Source organism: Microbacterium mangrovi (assembly GCF_000802305.1).
In the GTDB taxonomy this organism is placed as follows: Bacteria; Actinomycetota; Actinomycetes; order Actinomycetales; family Microbacteriaceae; genus Microbacterium; species Microbacterium mangrovi.
In genome coordinates this window covers 123947-140235 of the sequence record NZ_JTDK01000006.1, presented here as the reverse complement: position 1 = coordinate 140235, position 16289 = coordinate 123947, and the positions used below count along the sequence as shown (strand labels likewise).

At 71.4% G+C, this 16289-nt stretch carries 1 protein-coding gene (cut by a window edge); it reads left to right on the top strand.

Annotation, left to right across the window (positions count from 1 at the left end):
- Positions 1-16289, top strand: partial view of a calcium-binding protein gene (locus LK09_RS04605; RefSeq protein WP_039396596.1) — the final stretch only. Its footprint begins 20014 nt before the window's first position; 16289 of the gene's 36303 nt are visible here — the last part of the coding sequence; its start codon lies off the left edge, out of view; its stop codon occupies positions 16287-16289.

Here is a 16289-nt window from a genome sequence, read left to right as displayed (position 1 = left end):
CCGACTCCGTGATCGCGCGCCTGAACGGTCTGACCTTCGGCGGCACGGGCTGGGCGCTGACCCGCGACACCACCCAGCCGATCACGGCGACCGAGGTGGCGGGCGAGTTCCGCGTCCCGGTGAAGGTCACGTCACTCGGCACCGGTGACCTCACCGCGCAGCTGACCGGCAGCAGCCTCGCGTTCCGCGGCACGGTCGCCGCGGGCACCGCACCGACGCAGATCCTGAGGATCACGCCCACCGCCTTCATCGACATCGACTTCGCCTCGTCGGCCGGCGGCGGCTCGACGCTCGACCTCGCTTCCATCCTCGATCTCGCCCCCGAGTTCACCCTCAGCGGGGACGGCCTCGGCAGCATCCTGATCGACGCGACGCGCACACCGGTCCAGGTGACCACGGGCGTCCCGGCCGGGACGACGCGGGTGCGGTACTGGCTGACCGGCACGTACGAGACCGGGTTCCCGGTGACGCTGCACCTCCTGCCGGGCAGCTGGTCGTACCTGCTCCCGGTCACGCCGACGGTCACGACGACGCTTTCCGCCTCCGGCCTGACGTGGCGCGCCGACCTCACCGTCACCCTGCCGGCAGCCACCGGCGGTCTCGCCGGAGCCGCGATCGACCCGGACTCGGCGCTGCGCCTGCTGTCTGGGATCACCTTCGCCGCCGCAGCGACCGGGTGGACGATCGACGTCGACACGACCCGGGCGATCCGTCCGGGGGCGGATGCCTCGACCTTCATCGTGCCGGTGATCGTGCAGCGTCCCGACCTGACCGTCAGCACCTCGACGGTGACCGCCGCCGCGCTGCCGATCGGCTACGCCCCCGCGACGGCGCCCGCGGATTCCACGGTGACCCCGCCCGCGGGCGGGCGCACCTGGATCGACGTGCCGTTCACGGCGCCCGCGGGGCTCCTCATCCTCCCCTCGTCGCTGGGCACGTCGGCGATCACCCTCACCGTCACTCGCGGCGGGGTGACGCAGTCCATCACCGTGACCGGGGTCCAGGTCATCGCCGTCGTCGGCGACACCGTCTGGGTGCGCTTCACCCTCAGCGCGGCCCTGCTGCCGGACGATGACGTGTCCGTGCAGTACACCGGCTCGTGGACGTACACCGACCTGCACGGCACACCGGATGCCGTGCACACCCCGGCCACCGTCACCGCCGGAACCCTCCCGACCGCCGTCGTCACGGTGGATCCCGCCCAGGTGGTCGCCACGAAGACCTACATCGACGTGACCTTCACTCCCCCGGCCGGCAGCCCGGCGCTGCCGTTCGACCCGGTCGCCCTCGGCACCGGCGCGTTCACGCTCACCGGGCCGGGCGCCGGCGGCGTCTCGGTCATCGGGGTCGTCGCGCTCGGCGGCGGCGTGTGGCGCTACCTGCTCTCCGGCACGTTCGGCCCCGGCCGCGTCGACATCGTCTTCGCCCTCGACCAGTACGCCTCGGACCCGGCCAATGCGCCCCCGGCGGGCACGACCCTGACCCAGTCCTTCCAGGTCGTCGGCGCGACCGGCGACGTCATCCAGACCATCCCGGACGACCCGTCCACTCCCGGCACCGACGAGTCGACGGTCCGACCCGTCGCGGGAGCGACCCTCGGCCGCGACCTCATCAACGCCCTCAAGTACCTCGAGATCCGCTTCAACGGCACGGCCGGCTTCGCGATCGATCCGTCCACGATCACCGGCGACGAGATCGAGTTCCGGGATGCTGCCGGCCACCTCATCGCCGTGGCCGCCCCGGTCCGGGTCGGCACGAGCAACGTGTGGCGCTACGCGTTCACGAGCACCCTCACCGCCGGCACCTACACGATCACGTTCCGCGCCGGCAGCTTCGCCGACCTCGGCGGCGTCGTCAACTCCGCCGAGACCGAGACGTTCACGGTCTCCGCGCCCACCGCCGCCCTCATCGACCCGACGCCGGGATCCGTGCTGGACGTCACGAGCCTCCGTGGGCGCGGCTGGGTGGATGTCACCTTCTCCGCGTTCGGCACCGCGCAGAAGCCGGGCGGCACCGCGATCGACACCAAAACCATCCTCGACGGCGACGCCGAGATCACGGTCACCGCGAACGGCACGCAGCTGGCGGTCGCCGGCACCCCGATGCTCGTCTCCGGGTCGACGTACCGCTACTTCTTCTCGGGCTGGACGACCGGCGCCCTCACCGTCGCCTTCGTCGACTCGAGCTGGGCCAACCTCGACGGCACGCTGTTCAGCGGTGCGTCGTACGCCGGCGCGGCCGCCACCGCGTTCGTGCCCACCCCGGCGCAGATTCCGGGCAGCACCTGGTTCGCGGTGCAGCTGACCACTCCCGGCGCCGCCGTGGACCAGAGCACGCTCGGAGCCGACGACCTCGCCCTCACCGGCGCAGGCTCCCAGGGCCTCGCCTTCAGCCGGGTGATGTACGACCCGGCATCCGGAATCGCGCGCTACCTGTACACCGGCGCCCAGTCGCTGACGGCGGGCACCGTGACGGTCTCCTTCGCCGAAGGCGGCTGGCAGGACGTCGCCGGCAACCGCGCGGCCGGCAGCACGCAGTCGTTCACCCTCATCACCCAGGGCACGTCGTTCTTCATCGAGCTGTCCGGCGGCATCATGCTGCAGGCGGGCGACTTCCTCGACAAGCCGCTGCTGCACCTGCACGCCGACGTCACGCTCGAGATCGACACCGCGCGCAAGCTCTTCATCCTGCGCTTCACCGGGCAGATGGACGTGTACGGCCTCGGCACGATCGGCGCGGCATCGGGCGTCTTCGCGCTGATGGTCGGCGACCAGTCCACGAACCCGATGTACCCGGTCCCCCAGTTCTGGGGCGTCGCGGCCATCCAGACGAACTTCCAGGCGCTGGAGAAGTACGGCCTGCACCTGTCCGGGTCCGCGGAGCTGCGCATCAACCTGACCAACCAGCCCAAGACCGAGACGATCGTGCTCCCCGGTGTCGGCCCCGGGGGCACCGACCTGTCCGAGACCGTCACGCTGCAGCCGTTCAGCTTCGGGTTCCAGATCGTCGGCCAGCTGGTGCTCTCCCCCGGCGGCACCGAGCTGCTCCGGGTGCAGGGCGGCCTGCTGCTGAACATCTCGATGGACCCGCCGGCACCCGAGCTCAGCCTGTTCGTCACCGGCTCGCTCTCGTTCGGCTCCGGGGCCGCGCGCCTCGAGTACGGGTCGGTGACCGGCGTCCTGATGATCCGCACGAGCACCGCGAACGGAGCGATCCCGGGGGTCGCCGGCAGCATCCGCATCTCCAAGAGCGTGGGCATCGGCCTGCCGTCGGTGGGGTCGCTGTTCTCCGCGACCGGTTCCGTGACCATCATGTTCAACACGACGCTGGCCGACCAGTCCCTGACGGTGCCGGCCGCGTTCCTGCCGCTGCTGCTGCCGGGCCAGTCGCCCACCTTCGTCGTGCCGAAGTCGCCGCCGGCGATCGACGGGTCGACGGATCCGGGTGCGGCTCCCGCCGTGTACGTCGTCGCGACGATCCAGGCCGATCTGCTCATCGGCGGCGTGTTCACGCTGAGCGGCTTCATCAGCATCACCGCGGCCGTCGACACGACCGGCACCGCGTACCTGCAGCTGACCGGCATGGTCGGCACCACGATCCCGTACCTCGGATCCCTCACCGGCTCCGTCTACCTCGCGGTCTACGTCGGGACGAAGACGGGGGTCGTCGGCAGGGTCCAGCTGACGCTCGGGGTGAACGCGATCCCCGGCCTCAAGCTCGACGGGCAGTTCCTGCTGGAGATCAACACGTTCTCCTCGCAGCAGACGATCCGCACGTACCTGGTCGACACGGCCGTGGTGAACGGGCACACCGAGTTCCGCGGATTCCGGCGGGATGCCGGCGGCGTCCTCGTCATCGGCGACCAGCAGCTCGGAGTGACCGGCGGCTTCCGGCTCGAGATGTACGGCTCCCTGCAGGTGATGAACGTGCTGGACATCACCGCCGACGTCGTCCTGACGGTGAGCACGAGCGAGCTGTCCCTGCTGGTCAACGGCACGGCATCCCTGGAGCCCTTCGGCGGTCTCGACATCGTCGATTCCGGGTTCTCCATCACCGGCGCGGGCGTCGTCGCACGCCTCGCGATCTCGCTGGATGCCGACTTCGGCAGCGCCGTCGGCATCGGGTTCGAGGCCGCCGCGGTCATCCAGCTCAACACCACCGGGGCGGCGCGGATGTTCGGGGGGACCAGCGTCGCTCCGGGCTTCCTGCTGCACATCCAGGGCTCGCTGCAGTTCGCCTCGTTCGCCCGCGGCTCGGGCTATGCCGACATCCGCATCGCGAACAACGCGTTCGAGATGGCGTTCGGTGTGGCCTTCGACCTGGCCGGGCTGAAGTTCACCGCGAGCGGGGTCGCCGGCGTGTACGACGACGGGTTCGTGATGAGCGTGGCCGTATCCGCCTCGGCGGACGCCTTCGTGTTCAGCCTGTCCGCGAGCGGCACGCTGGCCATCAACACGACGCCCGAGGTGCGACTCGGGGTCGACCGCGGCTTCAAGCTGCAGCTGACCGGGTCCGTCACGCTGCTGAAGCTGTTCACCTTCGACGCCGGATTCACGATCGAGGTCGGCCGGACGAGCGCCGACGACACCACCTTCTCGTCCGGCGACTGGTACCTGCACGCCTACGCGGACCTCAGCTTCTTCGGCTTCGACCTGTCCGGCGACGTCTTCCTCAACTCGGCCGGCAACTTCAGCCTCTCCCTCAAGGGCCACCTGCAGCTCGGCGGCGACTTCATGGGCATCCGCGGCGACTTCCACCTCGAGGTGGCCTTCCTCACCCACGAGCAGGACGGCATCCTCTGGTACACGCTGCACATCGGCGGCGGCGCGAGCGTGGAGGTCTACTTCGACTTCAAGCTGTTCGAGATCAGCCTGGGCGTGGGCCTCGACCTCGACGTCACCGCCGACTCGCGCACCGCAGACGCCTCCGGGGCGACGCCGCTGATCTTCTCCATCCGGGTGCGGTTCAAGATCCTGGGCTCGTGGCACTCGGCGAGCGACTCCTTCCGCATCGGCACCGTGTACTTCCCCGTGGTCCCGTACCTCGCCGGCAACGGGCAGTCCGCGGGCGACCCGGCGACCGACTACCGGTACTGGCGCAGCACCGACCACGACCTCGTCCTCAACGTCGGCGATCTCGCGCACCGCACGGCGCGCACGGTCGGCTCGAACCAGGTGAACGAGACGGTGCTGATCCGGCAGATCGGCCCCGCGACCCCCGACGGCGTCACGATCCGCGTCACCGGGTTCGGATACACCCGCGACTACACCCACGTGAAGACCATCAGCGGCTGGTTCGACGACGGGGCGGACAACGTCACGATCGATCCGAGCGTCACCATCCCGGTGTACCTGCACGGCGGCAGCGGCGACGACACGATGCTGCTGCAGGGGTCGGGTCAGGGCAGCACGCTCGACGGGGATGCCGGCGCCGACACGATCACCGTCGCCGGGACGGCGAGCGCCACCGTGAACGGCGGGTCCGGCAACGACGTCCTGCGGCACACCGGGACCGGCGCGGTGACCCTCGACGGCGGGGACGACGACGACACGCTCGTGGGCAACGGCCTCTCCGACGTGTTGTCCGGCGGCAACGGCAGGGACACGCTGTCGGGCGTGGCCCGCAGCTACAGCGGCGGCGCCGACGACGACACGTTCCTGGTGCCGGCGGCCGTGTTCGGCTCGGGCGCGTCGGTGGTGGTGGACGGCGGCGGCGGATCCGACACGCTGATCCTCACCCTGACCGGCGGCTCGGACATCCTCACGATCACCAACCCGTCCACCGACACCCTGGCCTTCCAGCTCGGCGGTGTCACCAAGACCGTCACCGACATCGAGGCGCTCACCGTCGACGCCGGAGCGGGCGGCGACCAGCTGACCCTCGACGACATCACCGGCCACGGATCGGGACTCACCGCCGTCACCCTGCTGCTCGGCACGGGCAGCACGGACCTCGTCCGGATCCTCGGCTCCGACACCGCCGCCGACACCTTCGCCGTCACCACCGCCGGCGGCAGCACGGTCGTCACCCGTTCGTCGGGCAACGCCTACGCGGTCACCATCACCGGCGGCGTGCGCGGTCAGGGCGACGCGCTCGCGATCGACGCCCGCGGCGGCGACGACAACCTCTCCGCGGCGGCCGAGACCGCCGATCAGCTGGCGTTGACTCTCATCGGCGGTGCCGGCGACGACGTGCTCGTCGGATCGCCGTTCGACGACGTCCTCGACTCCGGCCTCGGCAACGACCGCGTGACCGGCGGGGACGGATACGACGTCTTCACCGACGCCGGCGGCAGCGACACCCTGATCGAGTCGTTCAGCGGGCTCGACTTCGGCCTGTACGGCAACCTGTTCGTGGTCGGCCACGTCGCCGGTCTGGACTTCAGCTCGGACTCGATCGCCGAGGACATCACCGGCATCTTCGAGTTCGCCGTCCTCACCGCCACGGGATCCGCCGCCACGACCATGCTCGTCGGGGACGCGGACGGCACCGTCAAGACCGGCGGAGTCGCGCACACGGTCACCGCCTGGACGGGAACGGCCGATCTGGATGCCGGCGCCGGCGATGACCTCGTGCGCATCGACCTCACGCGTTCGACCGGCATGACGGTCCACGTCGCGGGCTCCGCCGGCACCGACCGGCTGCAGGTGTGGGGCACGCCGCAGCCCGACGATCTCATCGTCGACACCGTGGCCGCTCCCCCGGCAGGCACCGGACCCAACCGCATCCGCCGCGTCTCGTTCAGCGCGGCCGGCGCGATGTCGACGCTCGGCACGATCACCCACGACGGCGTCGAGTCGGTGGAGATCCGCACGCTCGGCGGCGGCGACCGCATCGCCGTCCGGGCGCTCGCCGTCCCGCTCGTCCTGGCCACCGGCGAGAACAGCGACATCGTCGCGGTCGGTTCGAACGCCGCCGGCGCAGGCACCACGAACACCGTCTGGACCAACACGGGCGGCACCGTGAACCAGATCGCCGCGGGCCTGACCGTCAACGGCGGCAGCGGCCCCGGTGTCGCGACCGGCGACGACCTGCTCGCCGTGGACGACACCGGCGACACCGCACCGAACACCGGTGACCTGTGGTCGACCCTGCTGAAGGGCCTCGGCCTCAGCTCGGACGGCATCGCCTACACCGCCTTCGAGCGGCTGACGATCGACCTGGGCTCCGGATCGGACGTCTTCACGGTGCACACGACGCACGCCGGTTCGACCGCCCTCACGACGCGCGGGGGCGACGACACCGTGATCGTCCGCTCGGTCTCGGGCGTCACCTCGGTCGACACCGGCAGCGGCGACGACACGGTGCGCATCAGCTCCACCCTCACCGGCATCGGCGGCTCGCTCACCGGCATCGCCGCGCCGCTGTCGCTCACCGGCGGGACGGGGACCGACACGCTGTTCCTCGACGACGCCGCCACGATCCTCGGACGCGTCGGAGTCCTCACCGGCACCGACATCACCGGGCTCGGGATGACGGGCGGGGCCCCGACGCCCTCCCTCGTGCAGGTGGTCACCGTGTCGGGGGCGGTCGACGGACGCTTCACCCTCACCGTCGCCGGGCTCGGCACGACCGCCCCGCTGCCCTTCGACGCCACGGCCGCGCAGGTGCAGACGGCCCTCGAGGCCCTGGTCGGCGTCGGCAACGTCGTGGTGTCCAAGGCGGGGACGCGCTGGACCATCGCCTGGACGGGCACGCTGGCCGGCGCTGCGGGCCGCTTCCGCACTCTCTCGATCGGTGCGGTCGCCGGGCACCCCCTGGTGGCATCCGGCGCCGGATCGGTGACGACCGGGGTGGTCGCGGAGACGACCGGCCGTGTCTCCTACGGGGCGTTCGAGTCCCTGGATCTGACCCTCGGACAGGGCGCGGACGTCCTGAAGGTCGACGGCACCCACGCCGGCACCACGACCGTGCACGCCGGCCCGGGCGACGACCGCGTGTTCGTCGAAGCCACGACCGGGGCTCTGACGGTCGAGGGCAACGGCGGGAACGATTGGCTGACGGTCAACGCGATTCCGGATGCCGTCGGCTCCAACCCGCTGCGGGGAGCGGTGCGGCTGGACGGCGGCCTCGGGTCCGACACATTCGTGGTGAACCTGTTCGGCACGGGCAGCGACCGCATCGACACCGTCGACACGAACGGCGACGGCGGCACGAACGTGCTCGTCGTGAACGGATCCGCCTTCAACGACACGTTCCTGCTGCGGCGCAACGCGACCCGCGCGCTGATCGCCCTCCTCACCGCCGGGTCCGGAGCCGAGAAGGTGACGTACGGCCAGGAGATGACCGGCGGCGTGGTGCTCAACGGCGGCCTCGGCGACGACGCCTTCGCGTTCGACGACACCGCGTCGGTGCTCACCGTCAACGGCGGCGCCGGAAACGACGTGTTCCGGTTCGGGCAGCTGTACAACGGCTACACCGGTGACCCGGAGTTCCCCGCCACAGACTTCTTCTCGTCCACGCGCGGCCGGCTCACCCGGGGCGTCTCGTTCACGGCATCCGTGCACGGCGGCACCGGCGACGACACGTTCGAGGTGTTCCGCAACGTCGCCACCCTGAATCTGTACGGCGAGGCAGGCGACGACACGTTCATCATCCGCTCGTTCGCCGCGGAGTCCGAGCAGACCTCGCTGGATGCCGGCGCCGGGCGCGACTTCATCCAGTACGCGACCAACGCGCCGGTCAACATCGACGGCGGGCCCGGCGACGACCTCGTGGCCGTCATCGGCACGGAGTTCGACGACACGTTCGTCATCACCGCCACCGGTGTCTACGGCGCCGGACGCGTCATCCGGTACGTCAACGTCGAGCGGGTGTCGATCTACGGCATGGCCGGCGACGACCGCTTCATCGTGCTGTCCACCAACGCCGCGGTCTCGACGTCCATCTACGGCGGGCTCGGCTCCGACCGTGCCGAGGTCGGCGCCCTCGCCCCCGCCGTGCAGGCGAACGACCTGCTCGGGTACACGGGTCTCGTGCGCCACCAGGTGGAGAGCACCGTGCAGAACAGCGCCTGGAAGCTGCTGCCGGTGAACGGCATCGCCACGGAGATCCTGGACGACGACAAGCCGGTCGTCGCCGTCGCCCCGGTCGGCGGATCGCTGACGCTCACCGAGGGCGGAGCGGACGGGCGCGTCCTCGTGCGCCTGACGCAGGCCTCCGCCGTCGCCGTGCAGGTGACGCTGACCACGCCGCCGGTCGATCCGACCTCCACCAGCCGCGCGCGGTCGCTTCTGCTGTCGCTCGACGGGGTCACCTGGCAGACATCCGTCACGATCGCCATCGCGGCCGGTGACACGTCCGAGCACCGGGTGTGGGTGCGGGCCGAGAACGACCTCTCCGCCGAGGGCGAGCAGCTCGCGCCGATCGACGCGATCGTCACCGGCGGGGCGTACGCCGGCGCCCTCGTCGCGACCACGTTCGTGCGCATCATCGACGACGAGACACCGCAGGTGCCGGTCGTCGTACCCGACGGCGGCGTGGTCGTCGCCGAACCCGCGGATGCCGGCCGCGGAGGCACCACGGCGACCTACCAGGTGCGCCTCGGCGCCGCCCCGGTCGGCACGGCCACCGTCCGCGTGACGGCGCCGGCAGGGCTCCAGGTCTCCGTCGACGGCACCACGTGGGCGGCATCCCTGACCCTCACGTTCACGACGGCGGCCGCGAAGACGGTCTTCGTGCGGGCCCTCGACGACGGCATCGTCTCGGGCCAGCGCGTGGCCGGGATCACCGCCGTCGTCACGTCCACGGACCGGCGGTCCGGCACCGTCGCCGCGTGCCCCGGCTGCCTGGCGAACGAGTTCGCGTTCACCGGAATGACCGCCGCGCCCGGCTCCCTGAAGGGCTTCCTGCTGCGGCTGACCGGCGGCGCCGGCGCCGGCCAGGTCGTCCGCGTCTGGGACAACACCGCCACGACGCTGGAGATCGAGGGCGCGTGGGACACCGCCCCGGCCGCCGGAGACGCCTTTACGCTGAGCGGGTACACGCCGCCGGTCACCGCCACCGAGCCGGCCGGCACCGTGTCCGCCGTCTCCGCCGACCGCCGCACGATCACGCTGACCGGTGTCACCCTGCCGGCCGGCGCCGGCGACCTGAGCGGCGCCACGCTGCGCATCGTCGGAGCGCGCGGCGGCACGGCGTACCGCACGATCGCCGGGAGCACGGCCACCACCATCACCGTGACCGATCCGTGGGGCGACGCGCTCACCGTCGGCACCGCCGTGTTCATCACCGACCTCGCCGGCACCACCGTCGCCACCGTCGGCGTCCTCGTGCACGACGGCGACACCGCCGAGGTGATCATCACGCCGACGGGCGGTGACCTCCGGCTCGTCGAGGGCGCGACCGGTGGCCAGTTCGGCGCGACGGCCTCGTACACCGTGCGCCTGTCCAAGGCGCCCGCCGCGGGCGAGACGGTGACCGTGAACGCCACCGCGATCGCGTCGTCCACGCTCGACTCGGCGGGGGTCTCCTGCGGGCTGCCGAGCGGATGCCGCGTCCCGCACCTGCAGTTCCTCGTCGGCGGCTCATGGGTCGACCACCTCGCACTGACGTTCACCGCGGCGAACTGGGACACCGCGCAGACCGTCACGGTCCGCGCGATCGACGACGCGGTCGTCGACGGCGACGACGTGCAGGAGTTCGCGGACGCGCCGCGCACGGTGTCGCTCATCCAGGGGCCGCTGTTCGTCTCCGGCGGCGACGACCCGAACCCGCCCGTCCAGCTCGAACTCGACGGCTATCTGCCGGTCATGCTCCCCGGCGAGACGTCCGCCTCCCCGCTGCCGGTGACGGCGAGCTCGGGCGACGCGATCGAACCCGCGCAGGTGGACACGCTCGTCATCCACAACGAGGACAGCCCCGCCGACGCCACCGGAACGCTGACCGGCACCGCGATCACCGGGCTCGGCATGGGAGTCGACCGCACGCTGGGCGGCCGACCGGTGGCGGGCGGCATCCAGTACGCCGACTTCGAAGACCTCACCGTCCTCCTCGGCTACGGCGACGACACGTTCACGATCCTCACCACCCACGCCGGCACGACCACGATCGACGCCGGTCCGGGCGACGACCACGTGATCGTGCGCACCATCGCCGGCCACACCCGCGTGATCGGCGGCCCGGGCTCGGGGAGTGCGCCGCTGCACGGCAACACCGACGACGACACGTTCGACGTCGGATCCGCGACCGGCCTCCTCGACCTCCTCGCCGCGCTGCTGGTGCTCGACGGCGGGGTCGGCACCGACGTCGCCAACCTCGTGGACGCCGGCGACCTCACTGACAACCTCGGCCGGCTCACCGGCGACACGGTCACCGGTCTCGGCATGACTCCGCGCAGCGGCACCGACGGACTCGGCCGTCCGCTCGACCGCCTGTACAGCGTCACCCCGCGCGGCGCGACCTTCACGATCATGCTGTCCCAGGTGCAGGGCGGTCATGAGACCGGCATCGGCGCCATCACGTTCGCCGCCGGGACTTCGGCCGCCGCGGTGCAGGCGGCGCTGCAGAGCCTGCTCTTCCCGACGACGGCCGGGGCGGATGCCGGCGTCTCGATGTCCTGCGGCGCGGCGGGTGCGACGCGGTGCTCGGCGAGCGTGTACGTCTGGCTCGTCGGCGGGGTCTACCTCATCGGATTCCGCGGCGAGGTGAACGCGGACCCGACCACCCCCATCACGATCCGGCTCACCGCGCTCGGCGCCACCGCCGCCGCGGCGGCGACCGACGGCGACAGCCGCGCCGGCATCCGATACACGGGGCTGGAGACGCTCAACCTCGCGCTCGGCTCCGGCAGCGACGTGCTCAACATCCGCGGCACGCGGCCGGTCACCAACGTCTCGCTCGGGGCGGGCGACGACCGCGTGTACATCTCGTCGCGGGCCGACGTGCCGCTGACCGGTCGCCCGCAGTTCCTCGCCGGCGACCTCGACGGCATCCTCGGGACCCTCAATCTCGACCTCGGCACCGGCCGGCACACGCTGCTGATCAGCGACGAGGATGCCGCCCACGGCGACGGCAACGTGGTCCTCACCAGTGCCGCCCCGCCGGCGGGCAGCACCCTCGACCCGCACGGCGAGGTGTTCCTCACCGGTCTCGCCCCCGCGGGGATCTCGTGGCAGGCGGCATCCACCGGAACCTTCGCAGACGGCATCCGCATCTGGACGAGCAGCTTCGCGGACACGATCACCGTCGCCGGCATCAGCCACCGTCCGGGAGTGCGCACGACGACCTGGCTCAACACCGGCCTCGGCGACGACCGGGTCACGGTCGCGCTCGACAAGACCGCGAACGCCGGCGGCTTCCTGGTGCTGAACACCCAGGGTCCGAACGCGAACGTCCTGGATCTCGGCGCCGACCTCGGCGACGGCGACGAACCGGTCCGGCCCGACGTCGTGTACACCCTCACCGTCAACGGCCAGGTCGTCGACCCGTCGCGCTACGTCGTCTCCACCCGCCTGGACATCGCGGGCCTGTTCGATTCGCTGAACCCGGGCGATCAGGTCGCACTGACGCTGCGTCTCACCGGCTGGTGGACCCAGAGCACCGGCACGTTCGATCTGGGCGGCACCGCCGATCTCGTCTCGTTCCGGGTGTGGGTGAACGGCCGGCTGCTGGATGCCTCCGAGATCCAGCGCACCGGCGGCATCCTCACCTTCGACGCCTCGCCGCAGCGCGACGGCAGCGCCCCGTTCGTCGTGGTCGAGGTCACCCGCAGTGCGACGCGCTCGTACACGATGCCCGCCACCGACGCGATCCGGCCGTCCGGCGTCACCGACGACGACACCGTGGACGGCTCGGCCTCGTCGCTGGGACTCCTGATCTTCGGCGGGATCGGCAACGACACGCTGACCGGCGGGTCGGGAGCCGACCTCATCTTCGGCGACCGCGGCATCGTCACCTGGACGGATTCGCAGGGGCGGGTCGTCGCGGAGTCCGGCCACGGCGGCCCCGGCGACACCACGGACGGGGTGGACCGCCCGTTCGACCTCGCCGCGACCACCGACCACACCGTCGGCGGCGTCGACACGATCCGCGGCCTCGGCGGCGAGGACATCCTCCTCGGCGGGCGCTGCGGCGACCGGATCGACGGCGGAGCGGGCCGCGACCTCATCTTCGGCGACAGCGTCGCGCTCGTCCGCACCGGCTCGACCGCGAACCCGCGGTTCCGCGTGCTGAACGGCACCAAGATCTACAGTACGGATGCCGCCACCGCCGGGGCCGCGCAGGTCACCTCGGCGTGGCAGAACGACCCGGCCGGACGCGCGGTGTGGAGCGACCTGCTCATCACACTGCTCGACCACACCGCGACGACGTCCCCCAGTGTCTACGGGTCGGACTTCATCGCCGGCGGTGCGGGCGACGACATGATCTTCGGGGAGCTCGGCAACGACGTCATCCAGGGCGACGGCTCGATCGACATCCCCGTGGCGGCACGGCGCGATCCGGTCACGGGCCTGCTCACCGTCACGCCCTCGATCGGCGCGGCCGACGACGGCGACGACTACATCGAAGGCGGCGGCGGCAGCGACGTCATCTTCGGCGGTCTCGGCCGCGACGACATCATCGGCGGCAGCTCGGATCTGTTCTCTCTGACGACGGCGTCGCAGCGGCCGGACGGGGCCGACCTCATCTTCGGCGGCGCCGGCGACCGCATCGGCCGCAACGACGACACGACCGGACACACGGGCGACTCCGACACGATCGTCGGCGACAACGGCGACATCCTCCGGATCGTCCAGGTCGGCACCGGCGGCGCCACCGGCTACCGCACCTTCACCTACGACAACTACGGCGAGGCGCTGCGCCTCCTCCCCCGCGCCGTCGTGCTGCTGGACTACACGCCGGGCGGTCCCGACTTCCGCGCCTCCGCGGCGACCGGCGACATCGGCGGCGCCGACGAGATCCACGGCGAGGCCGGCGACGACACCGTCTACGCCGGTCGCGGCGACGACATCGTGTTCGGCGACGCCGGCGACGACGACCTCATCGGCGGCTGGGGCAACGACTGGATCTCCGGCGGCACCGGCATCGACGGCATCCTCGGCGACGACGGCCGCATCTTCACCAGCCGCAACGGATCCACCGAGCCCCTCAACGGCGTCACCACCCCCAACGCGCAGGCCGTCATCGCCACTCCGGGCAATGCTCAGACCGCGACGGTCTACCCGACCGGCCGGCTGTTCAAGAGCGTCGACCTGAGCCCGTTCCAGACGAACGGCAACGTCCTGGACCCCCAGTTCGTCGCGCACTTCGCGAACGACGTGCTCTTCGGCGGGTGGGATGCCGACTTCATCCACGGCGGCGCAGGCGACGACGCCATCTCGGGCGCCGAAGCGATGCCCGGCACCACCGCGGCGAACATGGGCTGGGGCGTCGGCCACGTGCGCAGCGACTTCGCGCACCCGTTCAACGACGGCACGCTCCTCGGTTTCGACCAGACCAGCGGCGAGTTCGCCCTGTACGACGAGTACCACCCGATGCGCAAGATCTTCGTGTCCGGTGGCGAGTGGTTCCTGAACTTCGACAGCACCGAGGGACGCCTCGACACCGTCGCCACCACCGTGCGCACCGACGGCGACGACGTGCTCTTCGGCGACGACGGCAACGACTGGATCGTCGGCGGAACCGGCCGCGACACCGCGTGGGGCGGCTGGGGCAACGACCTCCTGAACATGGACGACGTCCTCACCACGCACGGCGGCGAGAACGACCAGCCCGACACCAGCCCCGCCTACGAGGACCGCGCCTACGGCGGCGCCGGCCTCGACGTCCTCATCGCGAACACCGGCGGTGACCGGCTCATCGACTGGGCCGGCGAGTTCAACAGCTACCTGGTGCCGTTCGCCCCGTTCGGCATGGGCACCGTGAGCCGGCAGCTGTCCCCGCACCTGCAGGACTTCCTGTACGCGCTGTCGCAGGCCCAGGGCGCGGACTTCACCATCGCGCAGGAGGCGGGCGCGATCTCGCAGCCGCGCAACGGGGAGCCGTTCGGCGAACTCGGCCTCGTCATGCAGCAGGACGCCGCCTGGGGCGACCAGACCGGCGGACCCCGCGACCCGCAGCCGGGCAACGTCCCCGGCGGCAAGCGCGACGTGCTGCGCTCGGCCACCTTCACGAGCGGCACCACCGAGGCGTTCCTGCCCGACTCCGGGTCGTTCACCGTGCAGAACGGCGCCCTCGCCGTCACGGCGACCGCCCCCGGCGGGGATGCCGTCGCCGTCTATTACCTCGACGAGTACCTGCCTGTCTACTACGAGATCAGCGCCCAGATCTCCCTCACCAAGCCCACCGGCGGATGGAAGGCGAACGCCTACGTCATCTTCGACTACTTCTCCCCCACCGACTTCAAGTTCGCCGGCGTCGACCAGTCCACCAACAAGCTCGTCATGGGCCAGCGCACGGCCGCCGGCTGGCAGGTGCTCGTGCAGTCGGCCGTGCCGGGCGGCGTGAAGTCCGACACCTGGTACACGATGCTTGTCGCGGTCAACGGGACCACCGTCACGGTGTCTCTCGGCGGCACCGCGGTGTTCACCTACACATTCGCCGCGCGCATCCTCGACGGTGTCGCCGTCCCGCTGAACAAGGGCCTCATCGGCGTCGGCTCCAACCAGGCGCGCGGCCAGTTCGACAGCATCACGGTGCAGGTGCTCCCGCCGACCATCACCGTGGACCGCACCGAGGACTTCGCCCAGGGCACCGGCATCGTCAGCTCTCCGGTGAGCGGCACCTTCACCCCGACCGCCGGCACCGTCGCCGCCACCGCGACTGCCGGCCGCCCCGCGATCGCACTCGCCGACCTCGGCGCCCCGGTCTCGGCGAACGCGTTCCTGGAGATCACCCAGACCGTCATCCTCACCGCGGGCGCCCGCGCCGGCCTCGTGTACGACTACTACAGCCCGACCGACTACAAGTTCGTCCTGCTCGACCAGGCGGCCGGGACCGTCCTGTTCGGGCACGTCGCCGGCGGATCCGCCGTGATCGATCAGGCCGTCGCCCGCGCCCTGTCCGTCGGCAGCCACACGCTGCTGGTCACCATCAAGGGCGCCTCGGTGTCGGTGGTCGTCGACGGTGCCTTCGTGGCATCCCGCGCGTACAACGCCGCGCTCGCCGACGGCAGATTCGGACTCCTCGTGGATGCCGGCACGGCCCGGTTCGACACGCTGCGCATCCGCACCGACGGGATCACCCTGCCCGCCTCCGCCGGCACCACCCCGCCCGCCGGGTCGAGCGCGCCGTCGTCATCGGCGGCAGCTCCCTCGAGCACGACCGCCCTCGTCGCGAAGCCGACATGA